Here is a 22,033-nt window from a genome sequence, read left to right as displayed (position 1 = left end):
GTAAAAAATTACTGAATAGCAATTAATTGTGATAAAATTCAGAAAACAATATTGTAATCGCTTTCTTAATTCGTTATACTTTCAATTGAAACGTTTCAATTAAACTATTAATAGTAGCCGTAAGGTAAGAGAAGAGGGAAAAACGTGACTACGTTAAAAGATGTTGCGAGAAAAGCGAAGGTAAGTTTAGCCACTGCATCTTATGTTATCAATGGCAGTGACTTAATATCTCAACCAACCAAAGATAAAGTACTGTTTGCGGCAAAAGAACTCGGTTACCGTCCAAACGGAAATGCTAAAAACTTAAAGAAAAACAAGAATGAGATCATCGGCCTCTTCTTAAGTGGATTTACCGGACCGTTTTTTGGTGAATTGCTGGAAGGTATCCAGGATACTGTTATAGAGAAAGGTTATGAGATGGTAGTATGCGCTTCGGATGATAAACATCGGCTGTTGATGGAACGATATGTGGATGGGGCAATCATCTTAAACTATCATATTAAGGACGAATTGCTGAATTATTTAGCAAGTGATAAGTTTCCGATCGTAGTATTAGACCGAGAGATAGAAAATCCATTCATAAAACAAATAACACTGCCGAATTCACTTGGGGTAGAGCATTCGGTAAATCATCTAGTAGAACTGGGACATAAGCGTATTGGATTTATCACTGGTTCTGAAGAATCTTATGATGGTGAAATGCGTTTGAAGGGATTTAAAAAGACCCTGTCCCAAAGAGGGTTAATCTATAGAGAAATAGACTTAATCAGAGCTGATTTTACGGAAACTAGTGGTTTGTTAAGTATGAAAACATATTTAGATGAACATGAGGAGTATCCCACGGCATTCATTTCTGCCAATGACGAAATGGCAATGGGGGCGATCAAGGCTGTACAGCAAAAAGGTCTTCAGGTTCCGGATGATATTGCATTTGTAGGGTATGATGACATTGATTTGTCCAAGCATTTTCATCCCCCGTTGTCTACTGTCCGTGTTCAAAAAAAACTGTGGGGAATAACCGCGGCAGAAACGTTATTCAAAATGCTGGATAAAGAAACCGGTTTTGAAGTGGAAGATATTCCAATTGAATTTATTCCGCGTTCTTCAAGCTTGAAAGGGGGTGAAAGAGATTCGGGTTGAAAGTGAAAAGATCATCATTAATGGCAAAGAAACTATTGTTTTTGGAGGGGAGCTACATTATTTCCGAATCCCTAAAGAAGAATGGAAAGACCGTATCCGGCAAGTGAAAGAAGCGGGGATCAATATGATCAGCACCTATGTTCCTTGGATCTTCCATGAATACGAAGAAGGTTACATAGATTTGACAGGGGAGACGAGGGCAGAGCGGGACTTCCGGGCATTTTTACAACTTATATCCGAAGAAGACATGTACTGTCTTGTTCGCCCAGGACCTTACGTCATGGCCGAAATTGTTGATCATGGTGTGCCTACCTGGTTCCTGGAAAATTATCCGGATGCGATGGCGCAGACAGAAGATGGAAACCAGCACCCGACCCGTGTAGTCAGTTACATGCATCCTGCCTATTTAAGAAAAGTCGAAACCTGGTATCACGCTGTATGCTCTGTCATTAAACCATTTCAGGCAGCACAGGACGGCCCTGTAATCATGTTCCAGCTTGATAATGAAGTCGGTATGTTTCATTGGGTGACCAATGAAGGGGATTATAACGAAGTGACAAGAAAACATTACGAACAATACTTAGAAGAAAAACCAAATGTTGCATCGAGCAATCATGAGACACAAGAAAACATTGCCTCAGATTTTCCAGTAGATAGAGAAGAAAGAAATCAGGATTACTACTTATTTATGAGGGAGCATTACCGTACTTATCTGGAATTCTTAAAAGAAACAGCCCAAAAAGAAGGGATAACCGTCCCTTTCCTGATCAATATTCACGGTTTCCATACAATCGACTTTTTGAAAAGGGGCACAAGGTATCCAGTAGGAATATCGCAATTACTAGAAACATCCAAGATGAAGGACACCATGCTTGCAGGTGACTATTATATTGGAAATATTGAATACGACAATTATGTAGATGTAGTACTGGCTAACGCATTTACCAAAGCTATCCAGCCTTCGGATCAGCCGCTGTTCTCAGCCGAATTTCAGGGCGGGTCTGCATCGGATAAGCCCAGACTGCAGCCTGAAACCTTCGACTTGACCACCCGCCTTTGCTTTGCAAATGGAATGAATGCCGTCAATTATTACATGTTTGTCGGTGGAGAAAACTACGAAAATATCGGTCTGAATGGAAGAAGGCATGAATGGCAGGCACCACTGTCAGCTTCCGGAGAAAAACGCCCCCATTTCCATGTCATTCGCCACTTAGGAAAAATGTTCCACACCTATGAAAAGCCATTATTAAACGCCAGGCAAGTAACTAATACATGTTTTGCTTTTTATCCTGATTACTACATGACGGAGTATAGTAATCATTTTTCTTCACCCATAATTGAAACGTTTCAACGTGAGCGAGACTTGAATATTTTTAATGGTATGGCGAAGGGGTTGCGTGTAAATAATATTGTTTTTGAAAGTCTGAATATTCAAAATAACGGTCGGATAAATGTAGAAAAAACACCGACCTTGTGGATGTTCTCCATGAATTGGATGGGGAAGGAAGTTCAGCAGAAACTGGTGGATTATATAGAGGATGGTGGTCAGTTGATCCTGTTTCCATCTATTCCAACGAAAGATCTACAAGGCATGGAATGTACCGTGTTAAAGGATTACCTTGGAGCAAGTCCGAAAGGCAGAAAGACTGGATTTGCCAAAGTAGGTGAGCTTGATAGTGTTCAAGTCCAATATATGGAAGCGTTTGATGTGGAAGAAGGGGCGTTTGCCTGGTCTGAAGATGAAGCAAAAGAAGTTGTAGCTTTTGAGAAAAGGGCAGGTAAAGGGAAGGCCGTTGTATTTGGAATTGGAATGGATATAGATTTTGATTACAAAAAAGAGGTAATCAGACAACTTGCTGAACGGGTGAATGTCAGAAGTGATTTCTCTTTGGAGCAGGAAGTAGATATTTCCATTCGATCAATGACAAAGGACAGTTATTTCGTCTTTCTCCATAACTTTGATGGATACAAGAAGAAAACTACTGTCCATATGAAGAATCAAGCCTTGTTTGGCGGAGCAGCTGTTACGATTCCACCAAAAAGCGGCTTGATGCTTCCGGTTAATGTCCCGATAAAGGAAAATTTGACCTTGCTATATGGAACGGCAGAAGTGTTTGATTCAGCGGAATCTGTCAATTCTCTAACCATTAAAGTGCGTTTGAAGCAGGCAGAGGAATTGCTCGTAATCAATTCTGACAAGTGGGAACCTCACGAAAATCCTGGTATGGATGTAAAAAGAAGGTCGCAGGGTCTGTATGAAATAACATTGCACCCATCATTAAAAGAGGAAATGAATATAACTTTTACTGCATCGCCCTGATCTCTGATACAGAAATCATTAGTTGGAAGGTATGGAAGCTGTTTGTGATTCAAGTGAGATTTTCAAAAAAAATATAAGAGGTGTATGGAATGAAAAAATGGTTTTCTCTCGTAACATTGTTAACAGTCTTTACTCTTCTAGCTGCTTGCTCCAGTGATTCTTCATCGGAAAGTAAAGAATCATCCGATAGTGGAGAAGGAGAAATCACATTATCGATTGCTAGCTGGTCATTCGGTACAGAAGGAGAGCCGAACCTGAATCGAATGCTGGTGGAAGCCTTTATGAAAGAACATCCGGACATCAATGTGAAAATTGATGAATCAATTGCTGATCCTTGGCAGGAATCGTTAGCTTCTGCAGCAAGTGCAGGTGAAATGCCGGACGTCTTTTCCTTAACAAATGTCCCAACTGCCATTGCAAATGATTGGACACTGGATGTCACGAAATATGTGGAGGCAGATGAAGATTACAAATTACTTCCAAAATCAGTTAGGGAAGCTATTACGTATAATGGGAAAGTTTATTCCGTTCCCTCTTCTCAGCACATATTAGGCTACTTCGTAAACAAAGATCTTTTCGCACAAGCGAACCTAGATGTACCCTATCTTGGCATGAGCGTAGAGGAGTTTGAGTCGGCAGTAAGCAATATTACAAATATCAATCAAGGTGTCATCGGTTTAAATGAAGCTAACGCTATTCCGGAATGGTATCCAGCTGCTGTCAGCAAAGACCTGGGCTGGTATACATTCCATGATGGCTACTCTTTAGATAGTAAAGAATTTATCAACGGAATCGAGCTGGCGAAAAGAATTAATACTAATGGTTATTCGTATGCCACGCTGACAGAAGATGATAAGGCTAATTTTAATGGAAAAAACGGTAATGAAGTCTGGTTCAACAGTGGTGTCGGCATCAAATGGGATGGGACTTGGGCCATAGGCGGCTATGAACAAAATGCAGATTTCGAATGGGATTTCATCGGAATTCCAGGGGACAGGACGGTAGTCACTCATGATTACTTTGGCATTTCCAGTTCCACGGAGCATCCAGAAGCTGCGTATAAGTTAGCCAAGTGGATGGGCTTTGGCAAAGATGGGTACATGAAACGAATGGAAATTGCTGAAAAAGAAGAAGCTGTAAGTTTATCAGGTGTTCCATTGATCACCGACCAGGAAGTGCTTGACACCTATTTTGAAAATGTAGACGTGCCAGGCCTCGTTGAAGCTTATAAAAATATCGAAAATGCAGTTGTTGAACCATTTAAAACGACTCCTGGCTATGGCCAATCACGCTGGGAAGCTCCTACAGGCGTATCGGTAGGGGATAAGGCTAATGCAACAATTGGTGAATTGATCAATGCAAGTACGCAGGGTAAAGTGAAATTTGAAAATTACGCTAAGCAAATAAATGAGCTGGCAAATAAGAAATATCAAGAAGCACTGGAAGCAATGGGTCAGTAACGAAAGAAATGTTGAGGAGGTAACAACATGAAGTCAAAAGTGTTGTTTTGGTCGCTATTGGTTTTATATTTAATCCCATTAACCTTTGTTCAAGCGGAAGGTGAACAAGGTGATAAGGATGCTGCTGATTCTGCCGATCAAATCCGTGAACAAAGTTATCACCTCTTACTCAACGAATGGAAGAAAAAAGGTTTGGATAGCACCGCTTCATTGGAGCGTGCTATCCCCCCTTCTTCATTTTCAAATATGGAGGATGATGCATTATTACCAGCTTCAGAAAGTCAGGGGTATGGGGATCGTGTATTCTATTGGCGTAACCAAAATTCATTAACGGTTGAAGTCGAGGTGGAAAGAGAAGGTTTATATGAGATTGGGTTTGATTATTTCCCCAAAGGTAATTTGATTATGCCAATAGAGGGTGCTATCCAGGTTAATGGTGAATATCCATTCTCAGAGAGCAGGCAAATTAACTTTCCAGCCAAATGGAAGAACGCAAGCGAGGATTTTCAAAAAGATAGCTCAGGAAACGAAATCATCCCGGACCAGCAGCCAGTCCGCAGATGGCTGCATGTGAAAGCAGAAGATTCTACATATATGTACAAGCGTCCTCTTAAATTCCATTTAAAAAAAGGAAAAAACACAATTACCTTAATAAATCTAAGGGGGGAGATGTTAGTAGGGGAGGTGTATGTGACTTCTCCTGATCCCGTTCCTGCTTATGATGACTATATAGACAGTTATCCTGATGCAGAGAAGCGAAAGGGACTTAAGGTTTATGAGGCTGAGCATCCATCGGAGAAAAATAGCTCCTATATCAGACCGGTTGCAAAAGAAAATCCGTCTGTTTCTCCCTATGATGAAAACAATCTTCTGCTCAATACAATCGGTGGCGACTCCTGGAGTAAGCCAGGTCAGAAAGTCAGCTGGAAAGTTGACATCGATAAAGCAGGATTCTACAAGTTGACCTTTAAGGCTAATCAAAATAAAGAATCAAGGTCACCTGTATATCGTACAGTATTAATCAATGATCGAGTTCCCTTTAAAGATATGGAACAGTACCAGTTCAAATATAGTGAAAATTGGTATAACGAAACATTGAGTAAAGAAGATGGAAAGCCTTATTACTTTTATTTCCATGAAGGAATAAACAAGATCAGCCTTAAGGCAGACCCTTCTATCCATGCCCGTGTATTATTTGAAATTGATGAAGTGATGCAGGGCATTGATGAACTGTCTTTATCGATAAGAAAATTAGTGGGTAATCAACAGGGATCCCGTGACTGGAACATCGAAGAATACATTCCCGGTATTGAAAAGAAATTACTTGACTGGGCGGACAGGCTAAAGGAAGAAGTGGACTATCTTCTTTCTTTGAGTAACGGACAGGAATCAACGGAGATTGCTTCATTACAAATAGCGATTGATAGATTAGAAGCTTTAGCTGAGCAACCGGATGAAATACCGAACAGCCTTACCCAGCTATCTACAGGATCGAATTCTGCTGCCCAATTGTTGGGGAAGGTGGCAACGGACCTGACTGCACAACCACTATTACTCGACCGGATCTATCTTCACGGAGATACATCCATACCTGACGCGGAGGCTGGATTTTTTACCAAGGCGAAAGATTCTGTGGTCAATTTTTTTCAATCCTTTTCAGAAGATAATCTGGCGACAGCTGAAGTGTCCGAAGATACCCTTGAAGTATGGGTGAACCGTCCGAGGCAGTACGTGGAATTGCTGCAGAATATGACAGATCAGAATTTTACACAGGAAACGGGTATCAAAGTCAAATATTCTCTCATGCCGGATGAACAAAAACTAGTATTGGCAAGCGCTGCGGACACTCAGCCGGATGTAGCATTAGGGATCAGTAACTGGGTGCCTTACGAGCTGGCCATTCGTGGAGCGGCAGTAGATTTACGGCAATTTGAGGATTTTGAGAAGGTTGGAAGGCAATTTTCACCTGGTGCTTTTTTACCTTTAGTTGTGGAAGACGGCATTTATGCTTTGCCTGAAACCCAAGACTTCTTTGTGCAATTTTATCGAAAGGATATTATGCAAAAATTAGATATCCCCATACCTGGTACATGGGAAGAAGTCATTGAAATACTTCCTGAACTACAACGATATGGAATGAACTATTATATACCATTGGCTGGGGAGTCTGCGTTTAAGGCTTTCCAAACGACAGCACCATTTATTTATCAGTTCGGCGGAAAACTATATGAAGAAGATGGGATTGGTACGGCGATCGATGAAGAAAACGCTTTAAGAGGAATTCAATTCATGGCGGATTTAAGCACCATTTATAGTATGCCGCTTCAAGTTCCTCGATTTTATAACCATTTCCGATATTCTACCCTGCCAATTGGTGTAGCTCCTTTTAGTACTTATGTTGAACTGACAACAGCTGCTCCTGAAATCTCCGGGTGGTGGGACATTACCCCGCAGCCTGGCGTAAAACAAGACGATGGCACAGTTGTACGATGGTCACCTGGTTCTGGACAGGCTTCCATGATATTTAAAGGAACAGATAAAAAGCAAAAAGCATGGGAACTGTTGAAATGGTGGATGTCCAAAGAAACACAGACGGAATTTGCTACATCGTTACAAACGTTATTCGGACCTGAATATATGTGGAATACGGCGAATCTGGATGCTTTTGCACAGTTGCCACTGCCAGAAGAACATAAACAAGTTGTGTTGGAACAATGGAAGTATTTAAGAGAAGTGCCAAAGACCCCATATGCTTATATGGTAGAAAGAGAGATAAGCAATGTGTGGAATAGGGTGGTTTTCGAAGGGGAGAATGTCCGTGCTGCCGTAGATGACAGTGTAATACGCATCAACCGGGAAATGCGGAGGAAGCTAGAGGAGTTTGGTTATATGGAAAATGGCAAAGTGGTCAAACCATATAAAATTCCAACCATCGAAACGATTGAAAGGTGGCTAGGAGGAAATGAATAGCAAAAATTATTTTAGTACTTCCGTATTTCTGGCGCCTTATTTAATTTTGTTCACTACATTTATCATTATCCCGGTGGCTATCGCTGTCGGTTTATCATTTACGTACTTTAATACCATCGAGACACCAACGTTCATCGGATTGGATAACTACGTCAACATCATTACACAGGACAATATATTTATGCGTTACGTTTTACCTAATACTCTCATATTCTCGCTCATTGTAGGGCCGGGCGGATACATATTAGCCTTTCTGCTGGCCTGGATGTTAGCGCAGATTTCTAAAGGCCCGCGCACTGTCCTTGCTTTAATACTTTTTTCACCTTCGATGACAGCTGGGGTTGCGATGGCGGTTGTGTGGAAAATCATTTTCAGTGGGGATCAAACAGGATATTTGAATAATTTGTTGATCTCGACGGGGTTTATCAACGAACCCATTCAATTTCTTCAGTCACCTGACTATTTGATGACCATTATGATTCTAGTAACGTTATGGGGAAGTATGGGAGTAGGGTTTCTGGCGATGCTCTCGGGTGTGTTGAACATTGATAGAGAAATATATGAAGCCGCCTATATCGACGGGATCAGAAACCGCTTCCAGGAAATCATCTATATTACCATTCCATCGATGAAGCCTCAGATGCTGTTCGGTGCCGTCATGGCTGTCGTAACAACTTTCCAGGCAGGAGCGATCGGGGTGGAACTCTCCGGCCAAAACCCTACTCCCCAATATTCCGGTCAATTGATTGTAAACCATTTGGAAGATTACGGATTCATTAGGTATGAAATGGGATATGCTGCTGCTTTATCTGTATTATTACTGTTGTTTATCTACTCTTTTTCAAGGGTGGCTGTGAAATTATTCGGGGAAAAGGATTAAGTTTTTACTCATTCTGTAAGGAGGGATGAATAATGGCGTCATTTCATGGTACGAAAATAAATCCAGACAGATTTCATAAAAGCCAACTGAAGTTTTACTTCATTCTTATACCTATAGCGCTGTTAATGATCATGCCGATAGTTTATATTTTTTCACACGCGTTTAAACCCATTGATGAGCTGTTTGCTTACCCACCCAGATTCTTTGTCCAGAAACCAACGTTGCAGAATTTCCAGGATCTTGCGAGTAATACCACGGCCACGGGAGTGCCCATGTCACGATATCTATTCAACAGCATTGTCGTAACTGTCATTGTAGTATTTTTAACTGCACTGATCAGCACCATGGCAGGTTATGTCCTGTCAAAGAAACAATTCAAGTTCAAGAAAACCATCTTTGAAATCAATACCATTGCATTGATGTTTGTACCAGCAGCCGTTGTTATTCCGCGTTATTTATTGATTGACGAGGCAGGTTTATTGAATACTTTTTCCGCCCACATTTTCCCGTTATTAGCCATGCCGGTAGGACTGTTTCTTGTAAAACAGTTCATTGACCAGATTCCCAATGAATTGATAGAAGCAGCGAAGATAGATGGAGCGAATGATTTTCAAATTTTTGGAAAAATCATTGTTCCGTTAGTAAAACCAGCAATTGCGACGATATCGATACTTTCTTTCCAGGCAGTTTGGAACAATGCAGAAACATCGACATTATTTATAGATGATGAAAACTTGAAAACGTTTGCCTTCTTCATGTCAACCTTAGCTGGTGATACAGGAGGAAACACGGTAGCCGGCCAGGGGATGGCTGCCGCAGCTGCTTTGATCATGTTTGTTCCCAACTTGATAATATTCATCTTTTTACAAAGTAAAGTCATGAATACAATGGCACACTCTGGAATCAAGTAACTATGAGGAGGAAGGGAAATGAGCGAATTATTAATTGCCGTTTTTTGCTTATGGTCCATCATATTGTTTCCCGAACTTTCCTCTGCTTCCGTTTCTGTTCCATACGAAACAGAAACATTAACAGCTGATGGAAATGTTATTGAAACACAAACAGCCTATGTTCCTATTGGATTGTTCGCCAAAGGGGAAAATATCCTGAACCCAGAGGATATCTATATCGACGAAAATAATAATGTATACATTGCTGATTCCGGTACAAAAACCGTCACTAAGTTTGACGAAAATGGAAACGTCCTGCAAGTCTATGGAAAAAATCTATTAAAGGAACCACTGGGTGTGTACTCAGATAGAAACAACAACGTATACGTAGCGGATTATGGTAACCAGAAAGTATACAAATTCAAGGGAAATGGAGAACTAGTCCAGGAATATGGAAAGCCTGATTCTCCGTTGTTCGGGAAAGATGCCCCATTTAAACCAGAAAAGGTAGCTGTAGACAAACGCGGTAATATCTACATCATTGGAGAAAGCGCAAACAACGGTATTATTCAATTGAGTCAGGACGGCACATTTCTAGGCTATTATGGAGCTAATACGTTGAAACCATCGGTAGGGAAATTTCTGCAGGAATTGATCACTACAGAACAGCAGCAAGCAAGACTGTTTATGAAAAAACCTCCAGCTCCCAGTAATATATCAATAGATGAACAAGGATTAGTATATACGGTCACTTCGGGTACCGCCTGGGAGGCTATACGGAAACTTAATATTGCAGGTGGAAACTTATTACCACCCGATATAACCGAAGAGACTAATTTAGTAGATATTGCGACAGGAGCACTCGGAAATATTTATGCCGTTGGTAATGATGGCATTATTTATGAGTATGACAGCTCCGGGAACCTGCTGTTTTCTTTTGGGGGAAAAACCAATGAAACAAACCGGCTTGGTCTGACCATGCAGCCATCGAGTATTGCAGTGGATGATTTAGGCAGGCTTTATGTGACAGACCGGGAACAGGGGAAGATTCAGGTTTTTGAACCAACGGAATTTACTACCACCCTACATCAGGGTTTAGCACTTTTTGAAGAAGGGTTCTATGTCGAAAGCGAAAAATATTGGGATGAAATACTTAGGTTGAACTCATCTTTTGGCCTTGCACATATGGCGAAAGGAGAGGCGCTATATAAACAACAGAAATACGAGGAGGCATTAAAGGAATTCAAATTGGCCCATGATAAAGAAGGTTATTCCAATGCTTTCTGGGAACTGCGATACCGCTGGATGGAAGAGCACCTGGCAGGCACGTTTCTCATTGTCTTCGCTTTCTTTATTACCGGATCTGCAGTTAAGTTCGTCGACAGAAGAAGAAATTTTCTGCAGCCTGCAAAAGACATTTCCTCCGGTATGAAACGACAAGGTCTGATTCAAGAACTTCTCTTTTTACCTAGATTTATCAAACGTCCGATAGACAGTGTCTATTATTTGAAATCCTATGAACGTGTATCGATTCTATCAGCTACCATATTGTATCTCGTTTTAGTAGTGGAATACGTATTGACGATTTATTGGACGGGCTTTCTTTTCACCAATCGAATGACAGAGAATGTGAACATCTTCATGGAAATCGGGACTGTGCTGCTTCCCCTCTTCCTGTTTATTACTGTGAATTATCTCGTCAGTACCATCACAGACGGGGAAGGAAAGTTCAGGGATGTATATATTGGCACGATATATTCGCTTGCACCGACACTTTTATTCTTGCTGCCAATCACATTGGTTTCCAACATACTCACCTATAACGAAGCGTTCATTTATACATTTTCCATGCAGGTGATGATTGCGTGGTCGGTCATCATTTTATTCACTACGATCAAAGAAATCCATGACTTTTCCTTTTGGGGAACAGTCAGGAATATTCTCATCACATTATTCGGTATGTTCCTGACAGTATTGGTGTTTTTCGTGCTCTATGTGTTAGTTGATCAACTCTATCAGTTCGTTACTTCAGTTATAGAGGAGGTGCTTTTACGTGTTTAAACGATGGAAATGGCTTGTGCTGATACTAATAGTGTTTTTTCCGATTCAGGTAATTGCCAATACCCTTACTACTAATGAACCAGAAACAGAAGTTTCCGAAAAGGAATCAAGACGCTCGAATGACATGCTTCGATATAAATCGAATCAGTACACACAACCTGAAAGAAATGGCAATGCAGTAAAAGCGGAGACCTCGCTGGATGGGTACGAACTAATGGCCGAAAATGAAGAACTGGCGCTTTATGTCGAAGAAGAATCCTTGGCTCTGAAAATAGAAAATAAACAAACGGGTTATATATGGAGTTCAGGACTCGATGCCAACAAAGAATATGACTTGAACAAAACATGGAGGAGCATGGCTCATTCTGCCATAACCATCGACTATATCAAGGAAGAAGATAAAACTTCTTCAGAAAGTATTCTCACGAATCAATCGGATGTAACTTTGACGAAAGTCAAAAACGGTTTTACAGCCTCTGTTGATTTTAAGGAAGCCGGTATCACCATTCCATTGGAAGTGACGATTGAAGGAAGTTCGCTTGTGCTTTCTGTGCCGCATAGCGGTATAGAAGAGGGAGAGAATAGATTGGTTGCTATGCGTATCTATCCATTTCTAGGCGCAGTAGAGGGCAAGGATAAGAATGGTTATATGTTCATACCAGATGGCAGCGGTGCACTCATGCGTTTCGATGAAAAACAGGTAGCCTCTATATCTCCCTACCGGGCAGCAATCTATGGAGAAGATAAAGGGTTCCAACGAAGCAAAAAGGAAGTAAAAAAAGAAAGAGTAAAACCTCCCTATAAGGTAACGATTCCCGTGTATGGAGTTACCCATGGAGTCGATCACAACGGATTTGTCACCATCCTTGACGAAGGGAAAAATTTCGCTGAAATCATTGCTTACCCTTCTGGGGTCGCCACTGATTTCCATTGGATAACGGCCAAGTATAATTATCGCTACCAATACTTTCAGCCAACGAGTCAGGATATGGAAGGCTTTAATACTTTCCAGAAGGAGATGAATGAATTTGATATCAAAAAACGTATCTCATTCCTGAGCGATGAGGAAGCTGATTATGTCGGGATGGCACACACGTACCAGCAATATTTGATTGATAATGATATGCTCTCAGCTAAAAAGGATCAGGTGGATATCCGGCTGGAATTTTTAGGCGGAGAAGTGAAAGATGGCTTGTTGTGGGACTCTGTGTACCCGATGACACCAGTCAAAGACCTGCCTGGATTTGTATCTCGCTTAAAGAAGGAGAATGTTGATAATATGCATGTCGTCTATCGTGGCTGGGCAGAAGGTGGACTGACTGGAACCTTACCGGATAAGTTTCCACGTGAGGAAAAGCTGGGCAGTAAAGACGATTTTGAAGAAGTACATGATTTCTTCAAGGAAAAGGGCATTCCCTTGTATTATTACACAGATTATACCAAAGCTTTCGAGGGAGCTTCCGGTTTCTCCGGAAGAACGGATGTAGCAAGGAAAATCAATTCTGAGCCGATCAAAGGGAGCAGTGGAGAAACTGAGTACTACTATCTAAGTCCCCAGAAGGCATTGGAAATTGCCAAGCAAGACAGGAAGAAATATGAGGAAAATGATATAGCGAATCTTGCAGTCGATACGAGTGCCAACGCGCTGTTTTCGGACTTCAACCATCATACTCTTAGGCCAGAAGCCATTGATATGTATCAAGAAATGTTTGGTGTTTTACAGTCAAGCATCGATTCTATTGCTTTATATAGGCCGAATGACTATATGCTGTCTGAAACGGATCGTTACCTTGATATTCCGATGTATTCCTCCAATTATATTTTTGTAACAGACACAGTGCCTTTTATACAAATAGTATTGAAAGGATATATACCTTATTACGCATCCTTTTCCAACTACCATCATAATCCTGTAGACGAGGTTCTACGTATGATTGAATTTGGTGCCTATCCATCTTTCTATTTGACATCTGAACCTTCTCATAAGCTGATGCATACCCCATCCGAAGATTTGTACACTTCACAATTCGACGATTGGGAAGATGAAATTATTGAACAATATGAAATGGTGAAAGAAAGCCTTGGGCAGGTAGAAGGTGAAACCATCCGTTTTCGCACTGTGCATGATACCGGTGTCGTAGAAGTCGGGTATTCGAATGGGATATCTATTTTTGTCAATTATACGAGCGAGGACGTTCATGCCGCAGGAGTAAAGATAGAAGCAGATGGATTTAAGGTTATTGAGCGGGGGAATCAATCATGAAGCAGCTATCGTTAAAAAGGAAAAAAAGTTTGATAGGAATCTCTTTTTTATCACCCTGGATTGTTGGTTTCTTAGTCTTCACTGCTTTTCCGTTAGTGTATTCCCTTTACCTCAGTTTTCAAAAGGTCAAAATAACCCCGAACGGTATTTTGACGGAATATATTAAATTTGAAAATTATGCTTATGCCTTTACGGTGGATGCCGAATTTACACAAATACTGCTCAAATTTGTACGCGAATTAGTCATTTCCACCCCGATAATTATTGTCTTTTCTTTAATCATTGCTTTGTTATTGAATCAGCCGATTCGGATGAAAGGTTTTTTTCGGACGGTATTCTTTCTCCCTGTCATTATAGCCAGCGGTCCGGTCATCACTGATTTAATGGAGCAGGATGTTACATCGATTCCATCTATTGAAAATTACGCCATCTTTGAAACTTTTTTAGCGAATAGTGATGGCATTTGGAATACGATCCTGCTTTATCTCATGAATAATTTGATTATTATTTTATGGTATTCAGGGGTGCAGATATTAATCTTTTTAGCCGCACTGCAGAAAACGGACCGGCAAATTTACGAAGCAGCTAAGATAGACGGTGCATCCAATTGGGAATGTTTTTGGAAAGTGACACTGCCTACGCTGTTTCCGATGATCATTGTAAATTTGATTTATACGATTGTCACTTATTCTGTATTCGCACTGAATCCAGTAGTTGAGCACATTCAAAGTAATATGTTCGAACTTTCAACTGGCTATGGTTACGCTTCTGCACTTTCCTGGGTATACTTTCTAGTCATCACTGCTTTATTAGCCGTGAGTGTGGGGATTATGGCTGTGAGAGGTAATAAAAAGTACCGTTAAATAAAGGTGGAAAAATTATGCTGGAGACTAAATTATCGCAGGATCAAAGAAAAAGAATAGACAAGTATACGACCAAAACCAAGAGGTACCTGCTTGGGGTACAAGGGAATAATGGTTTTTTATTCAAACTTTGCGTGTACAGTTTATTGATTGTAATTGGGTTTGTTTATCTATATCCGATTATTTATATGGATTCGTATAGTTTCAAGTCATTAGAAGATTTATTGAATCCATTGATCAGCTGGATACCATCAACCTTTTATGTGGAAAACTATCAAGTTGCTTATCAGGTGCTGGACTTGATTCCAACACTGGTAGAAACATTGTATGTAACCGTAATTCCTTCGATTGCTCAAACTGCCGTCGCAGCCATCATCGGTTATGGTTTTGCAAGGTACGATTTTCCTCTTAAAAAAACTTTATTGGTGCTGGTGTTAATTACATTTATCATACCGCCCCAGGTAGTTATGATTCCGAGATATGTCTTCTTTAATGAATTGGAGTTGATCGGAAGTATTCTATCTTTTTTACTTCCGGCAATGTTTGGCCAGGGGTTGAATAGTGCCATTTTCATTTTGATATTCTATCAATTTTTCAGAATGATTCCTAAAGCATTAGAAGAAGCAGCCCACCTGGACGGCGCAGGAAATTTCCGTATATTTATGACAATCGCTATTCCGATGGCTGTTCCGGCTATCATCATTTCTTTTCTGTTTTCATTCGTGTGGTACTGGAACGAGACGGCCCTCGCCAGTCTGTATTTTGGAAACGAGTTGACAACCTTACCGATTCAGTTAGGAAAATTCAATGCAACATTCGAAAAATTATACACGGGGGATACGACTACCCAAAACATCAACGAAGGGATCAGTATGGCCGGGACAATGCTATCCATCCTGCCTTTGCTCATTGTTTATTTTTTTACACAACGTTGGTTTGTAGAAGGCGTAGACAGATCAGGGATCACTGGGGAATAGATTTCCATACAGCATTGATTTCCACGTTGACGTGCGCTTTTTGAAAGTAATTCACATGGTTTTTTCAGGCAAAGGATGAGTTGTAATAGTTTTTGTATGAGTTGAAACGTTTCAATTTTTGGTAACTAAGTTTACATGTATGACAATTACTAACAAGGGAATGTGATGTGATGATAACGAAGGATGCAACAATTAAGCTGACCGCAGGTGATCATAGTTTTTCCTTTTTTCCTAGCGGGGATATTTTCGAAGCTAACAACCAGTCAATCATGATCAACCAGCTCATGTCTAATCCAATAGATGGTTCGCTGAATAACCTCTACTTGCGTATTCATCAAGAAGGTGCTATGGAGTCCTTTCCATTAATAGGCATAAATTCGCAAAGTGAAGTAGGGTTTGGGGAGAATCATGTAACTTGGAAGGGGGCAATCGGAGACATACACTATAGCGTTATATTTCATTTAACGGAGCAAGGGGTTTGGTTTTGGGAGGTTACATTGGATGGCCATGGCCCTGAAGTGGATGTCATTTATGGACAGGATATGGGACTGGCGGATAAAGGCGCCCTCAGGAATAATGAAGCCTACATATCCCAATATATTGACCACCAGGTTTTCGAGGATGACCAAAGAGGTTATGTCATCTGCTCACGCCAAAACCAGCAGCAATCGACAGGGTTTCCATATTTACAGCAAGGTTCTCTGACAAAGTCAGCAGGCTATTCCACCGATGGGTTCCAATTCTTTAATAAGTCTTATAAGGAAACGAATCTTCCCGCTGCTTTATCAGATCACTCTCTCGCCAATGAGGTGTATCAGTATGAGTTTGCTTATACAGCCTTGCAATCAGAAAAAATAAAGCTATCCGGAAGAGAACAATTTATATTTTATGGTTTATTTCGGGAAAACCATGAAACAGCCGTTACCGAATTAGAATATGAATCTATTATTACAGATGCCTGGAATCAAATTAAAGCTTACGATCATATTTCATCAGAGTCTATGGACAAAGTTAAAATTGTGGATGAAATTGGCGATCCGTTGTGTGGGGATCCGATCACGAAAGAGGAGCTTGATCAATACTTTCCGAACCGTCATCAGGAAGAGTGGGAAGGGGAGGAACTGCTTTCTTTCTTCACCGACAGCTATGAACACGTGGTTTTAAGAGAAAAAGAAAAGCTGGTGGAACGTCCACACGGTCATATTATTATGTCTGGACAAAATCACCAATTACAGGAAAATACGTTAACCTCCACTTCCTGGATGTACGGGATCTTCCATGCACAACTGGTTGTAGGAAATACGAATTTTAATAAATTGCTTACCAATGCACGTAATCCGCTAAATGTGCTGAAGACTTCAGGACAGCGCATCTATGTAGAAATAGACGGGATTTACCAATTGCTGACGCTGCCCTCATTTTATGAGATGGGCTTTAATTACGCCCGCTGGTATTACAAAACACAGGCGGAGACATTCATCATTACAAGCTACACAACCATAGACACACCAGAGGTACGGTTACACGTGCAAACAACAAGCGGTAAAGAATATCGCTGCTTAGTGACTAATCAAATAGTGATGCACGGGAATGAATATGAAGTGCCGTACCATGTGGAGAAAAAAGGCCAGGTTATCACGGTGACAGCGGATGATAAGTCCATGAGTAACGAAGTGTATCCTGATTTAACATATAAATTCCATATGGAAGGCACTACGTTTGATTTAAGAGATGAACAGAAACTTGCCACAAATGTCAAAGCTGGATCCGCTTCCTTGATGGTCATGGAAGTAGATGCTTCAAATGAATGGGAATTGACAATGCAAGGCCTTCTTCACGGGGAAGAATTACCGGTCGAGAATCGGAATGCAGAGACAGAAATAGAACAGTATCGCAGGTATTATCGGTCTGTCATGAACGGATTTCATTTATCTCACCAGGAAAAATGGGCTAGTGAGATGAAAAAAATGAATGCCCTTGCGTGGTGGTACACACATAATATGCTTGTTCACTTCTCTGTACCACATGGTCTGGAACAGTACAGCGGGGCTGCCTGGGGAACGCGGGACGTATGTCAAGGACCAGCGGAGTATTTCCTGGCAACCCAAAAATACGAATCTGTAAAAGAAATTATTAAAACGGTATATACTCACCAATTTGAAGAGGATGGTAACTGGCCTCAATGGTTCATGTTTGACAAATATGCGCATATTCAAGCCGGTGAGAGCCATGGGGACATCATCGTCTGGCCATTGAAGCTGTTAAGTGATTATTTAACTGCTACTAGAGATTATCAGATTCTTCAGGAAAAAGTTCCGTACACCAAACGGGATGATAACTTTGCGCTTACGGAAGAGAAAGCCACGATTCAGGATCATGTCCAAAAAGAAATTAATTATATGAAGCATCATTTTTTACATGATACTTATTTATCCTCCTATGGAGACGGGGATTGGGATGATACCTTACAACCGGCAAATACCCAATTGAAACAATATATGGTAAGTAGTTGGACGGTCGCCTTGACTTATCAGGTGGTGGCTGCGTTATCTGAAGTCCTGCAAGAGGACAACCAACAGGACGCAGATGAGTTGGCATTATTGGCCTCCGGTATTAAACAAGACTTTAAAAAGTATATGCTGCAAGCGGAAGTAATCCCTGGCTTTATTTATATGGAGCAACCAGGGAAATCTGAAATGATGCTGCACCCCGATGATACAAGAACTGGGATCAGTTATCGTTTACTGCCTATGCAACGCAGTATCATCAGTGAACTATTGAACTCGGAACAGGCAGAAAAACATTACCAATTAATCAAAGAAAAGCTGTATTGCCCGGATGGTGTGCGATTGATGAACCGGCCGGCCAACTATGCAGGCGGTATCAGCAAACATTTTAAGCGTGCCGAACAAGCATCTAATTTTGGCCGGGAAATAGGCTTGCAATATGTCCATGCCCATATCCGTTTCGTCGAAGCGATGGCAAAGCTGGGAAAAGATAAGGAAGTATGGCAAGGATTACAAATGATTAATCCAATCGGGATCCAAAATGTTGTACCCAACACTGAAATAAGACAAAGCAATGCCTACTTCAGCAGTTCTGACGGGAAATTTAATACACGGTATGAAGCTGAGGAACATTTTGACAAATTACGAGAAGGTACGGTTGCAGTCAAAGGAGGGTGGCGTATTTATTCCAGCGGTCCAGGAATCTACATGAATCAGTTAATTTCTAATTGCTTAGGTATTCGTCAAGAAGGGGGAAGATTGGTGATCGACCCGGTGCTTCCTGAGAAATTTGATGGCCTGACCTTTGACTTTCAGGTGAACAATAAAGCTGTTTCATTCGTCTACCATCTGGGTCATGGTGAAAAACGCCTCCTGATCAATGGCCATCCCATCACTGAAGCCCAACCTGTTTACAACAGCTATCGTCAAGGAGGGCTCAGCATCAGTGAAGAAGAAGTAGAAAATAGGTGTACGCGTGAAAAGAATGTAATGGATGTTTATCTTTGATAAGAATTAACGTGATAGGAATAATAGATCCCCTATTTTAAGCAGGGTAGGGGACCTTTATATATAAAAGAAGAACATAGATAAACAGATTTTTCGAGAGGAGTAACGGCAATGATTGAGATAAAAAACAAACAAATCGTCATTGATGGAAAACCTCAGATTATTATGTGCGGAGAAATTCACTATTATCGACTCGATCGCTCTGAATGGCAGGATCGGATCAATAAGTTGAAAGATGCAGGATGCAATGCTGTGGCTGCTTATGTCCCCTGGCTGTGTCATGAGGAAATGGAAGGGGAGGTGGACTTAGAGGGGAAAACAAGACCCGAATTGGATTTGGCTGGATTCATCGATTTGTGTGCAGAAAATGATCTTTACTTCTTTTTACGGCCGGGACCGTTTATTATGGCGGAAATGAAAAATGAAGGCATCCCTTACTGGGTCATCGACAAGCATCCGGAAATCGTACCGGTTACATGGGATGGGAAGGAAACTTTAGCGAAAACTCTGGATTATATGGCTCCCAATTTCTTGAAAGAAACATATAAATGGTATGCTGCTGTAATGACTTTGGTGGCCCCAAGATTACATACCAATGGCGGGAACATCATCGGCGTCCAGCTGGATAATGAAGTGGGCATGCTTTCCTGGGTGAGTAACTGTCCAGATTTGACCGAAAATGTCCTTCATGATTTTGTCGACTGGTTAAAAAAAAGGTACGACGAAAGGACATTGAAGGAAACTTATCCGTTTAAACTTGATCATTCAGCAGAGTGTTACGCTGCCATTCGATCACCAGAAGAAGACTATGTGACGAGTCTTCATTTTGACCTTGGTTATTTCATGCGGAAACGGTTTGCGGATTATATTGCCAGATTAAGAGAATATGCGGAAGAATTCGGAATCAAGGATGTTCCATTTGTCGTTAATATCCATGGAACAGGCGGTGGGCGTGGGTTCACGTTTCCGATCGGAATCAGCCAGTTGTATGAATCGTATACCCAGTCCGCCGGTTACTTATCTGGATCGGACATTTACTTTGGCGATTTGAATATGGAAAGCTTTCAGGATCTCTATTTGATCAATGGGTTTATGGATGCTGTGCATAACCCGGATCAGCCATTGACTTCCGTCGAATTCAATTGTGGAGATGGTAATTTCGGCAATAATTTCAGTGGTCGTCTGGATCCGTCTGCCGCTGATTTTAAAACCCGGATGTGCATTGCGCAAGGAAACCGGCTGATTAATTATTATTTGATGACAGGTGGGAGAAATTATCGCTTGAAGAAAAAGCCGGGTGACGGTAATGACAGAATTGCTTCTACTGGGGAGCGTCATGGTTTTGCGGCACCAATCAATCCCGAAGGAGAGCTGAATTATACGTTTCCGCGTATGGCACGTGCTATTAAAGCAATGATGGCCGTATCAGATAAACTTGCAATCATGGATGAAGAACGAGATAACGTTGCTTTCGCTTTCATCCCTGACTATTATATGACTGAATCATGCTATCCGAACAGTACGAGGATGCGGGAAATTTATCAAAACCTGGAGGCAAATCGATCTACTGCTGCATGGGAAAATATGGCTCGAGCTATGCTTCTATCAGGCTATCGGTTTGGTTCGATAGATATTCAAAATAAACCGATTAATGTAGAGGATAATCCAGTACTGGCAGTACCATCCGCCCGCTATATGGATAAAGGGATACAAACTAAATTGACTGATTACATGGTAAATGGAGGGTCTTTACTTTTATATGGAGAGCTTCCGACACACGACATGGTCGGGGATCCATGTCATATACTGGCTGATGCCATGCATGTAAAACCAGGCAGAATGCATCTGGCAGGTCCGGGTCATGAGTTATCGGTTTATGCTGATGGTTGGGCAAAGGGAAGAGCTGAATTACGTGTGCACAAAGCACAAGTATTTGAAATGGATCAGCAGGCAGAGCCCATTTTCCGTGTCTATGGAACAGATGAAACGTGCGGATTTGATACCAAAGCTGGCCGAGGAAGAGCTATAGTAATCGCGACACCTTATACCTGTGATATCCGTTTTTTTAATCAGGCAATAGAAAAGCTTGGCGCTAAGGCAGGTTTAACGAATGATAGTGCGTATCATGGAATTTTCATGACTTCTACAGCTACAGAAAAAGGGGAAAGATTCCTTCATCTTCTTAATTTAGATGGATTTGATAAAGAGCTGCACATTTTGGAGGATGGCAACAAGCTGTTTGATGGCCGAAAGCTGGAGGTCCAATCTAAAGATGGCCTGATGCTGCCTATTAATATCGTAAGCGGTGACGTAACGATTGCTTATGCGACGGCAGAAATCAGGGAAATATCTGAGCATGCAATGGCATTTCGCCTCACTCAGTCAGAGGATGTGATTGTATTGAGGACAGATCGTCAAATTGTCCCGAGTAAGGATTATACTGTGCAAAGAAAAGGAGAGTTAACTTATGTTGTATCACAAAAGCATGCACAGGTGGATGATCATTTAGTTGTTAACTTCCAGTAGATTATCACATGTCAAAAGGGGTGATTTTTATAAAGGAATTCGTTTGTTTGGCAATGGTACCAGATAATTTATCAAGGCTTTCGAATGATAACTTCCCCCCAATAAAGATTCCAGGGAATGATGCATTCGAAGTTATCTAAAATTCTCTATTAATGAAAGGAAGAGGCA

General features: G+C 41.2%; 12 protein-coding genes. All 12 read left to right on the top strand.

Features of this window, described 5'->3' with window-relative positions:
- Nucleotides 1-144 precede the first annotated feature (144 nt).
- The 12 genes from JOC33_RS10320 to JOC33_RS10265 all read left to right on the top strand — a co-directional run bounded on the left by JOC33_RS10320 (nt 145) and on the right by JOC33_RS10265 (nt 21,865).
- Entirely contained in the window at nt 145-1,140 is a 996-nt protein-coding gene (locus tag JOC33_RS10320; protein ID WP_205092389.1) for a substrate-binding domain-containing protein, read from the top strand.
- Entirely contained in the window at nt 1,121-3,460 is a 2,340-nt protein-coding gene (locus JOC33_RS10315) for a beta-galactosidase (RefSeq protein ID WP_205092388.1), read from the top strand. Before JOC33_RS10320 ends, JOC33_RS10315 begins: the two co-directional genes overlap by 20 nt.
- An 89-nt stretch (nt 3,461-3,549) precedes the next feature.
- A complete protein-coding gene (locus tag JOC33_RS10310) occupies nt 3,550-4,920 on the top strand; it encodes an ABC transporter substrate-binding protein (protein ID WP_205092387.1) in 1,371 nt (456 codons plus the stop codon).
- A 27-nt stretch (nt 4,921-4,947) separates the two neighbouring features.
- Entirely contained in the window at nt 4,948-7,890 is a 2,943-nt protein-coding gene (locus JOC33_RS10305; protein WP_239534084.1) for an extracellular solute-binding protein, read from the top strand.
- The gene (locus JOC33_RS10300; RefSeq protein ID WP_205092386.1) at nt 7,883-8,770 is read left to right on the top strand and encodes a carbohydrate ABC transporter permease; all 888 of its coding nucleotides are present in this window, start codon (nt 7,883-7,885) and stop codon (nt 8,768-8,770) included. The genes JOC33_RS10305 and JOC33_RS10300 overlap by 8 nt, the downstream gene beginning before the upstream one ends.
- Nucleotides 8,771-8,802: 32 nt before the next feature.
- Entirely contained in the window at nt 8,803-9,681 is an 879-nt protein-coding gene (locus JOC33_RS10295) for a carbohydrate ABC transporter permease (RefSeq protein ID WP_205092385.1), read from the top strand.
- An 18-nt stretch (nt 9,682-9,699) separates the two neighbouring features.
- Complete coding sequence (locus JOC33_RS10290) at nt 9,700-11,721, top strand: YIP1 family protein (protein ID WP_205092384.1); 2,022 nt, start codon at nt 9,700-9,702, stop codon at nt 11,719-11,721.
- Nucleotides 11,714-13,984, top strand: coding sequence for a DUF5696 domain-containing protein (locus JOC33_RS10285; protein WP_205092383.1), 2,271 nt, complete (start codon nt 11,714-11,716; stop codon nt 13,982-13,984). Before JOC33_RS10290 ends, JOC33_RS10285 begins: the two co-directional genes overlap by 8 nt.
- Complete coding sequence (locus JOC33_RS10280) at nt 13,981-14,847, top strand: carbohydrate ABC transporter permease (protein WP_205092382.1); 867 nt, start codon at nt 13,981-13,983, stop codon at nt 14,845-14,847. The genes JOC33_RS10285 and JOC33_RS10280 overlap by 4 nt, the downstream gene beginning before the upstream one ends.
- A gap of 17 nt (nt 14,848-14,864) precedes the next feature.
- Nucleotides 14,865-15,824, top strand: a complete 960-nt coding sequence (locus JOC33_RS10275; RefSeq protein ID WP_205092381.1) for a carbohydrate ABC transporter permease — start codon at nt 14,865-14,867, stop codon at nt 15,822-15,824.
- 170 nt (nt 15,825-15,994) lie between these two features.
- Nucleotides 15,995-19,339: a GH36-type glycosyl hydrolase domain-containing protein gene (locus JOC33_RS10270; protein WP_205092507.1), complete on the top strand. Its 3,345-nt coding sequence runs from the start codon at nt 15,995-15,997 to the stop codon at nt 19,337-19,339.
- A gap of 111 nt (nt 19,340-19,450) precedes the next feature.
- A complete protein-coding gene (locus tag JOC33_RS10265) occupies nt 19,451-21,865 on the top strand; it encodes a beta-galactosidase (RefSeq protein WP_205092380.1) in 2,415 nt (804 codons plus the stop codon).
- Nucleotides 21,866-22,033: the final 168 nt, after the last annotated feature.

Origin of the sequence: Thalassobacillus pellis (assembly GCF_016908295.1) — a bacterium.
Classification (GTDB): domain Bacteria; phylum Bacillota; class Bacilli; order Bacillales; family Halobacillaceae; genus Thalassobacillus; species Thalassobacillus pellis.
This window is presented reverse-complemented; position numbering and strand designations above follow the sequence as displayed.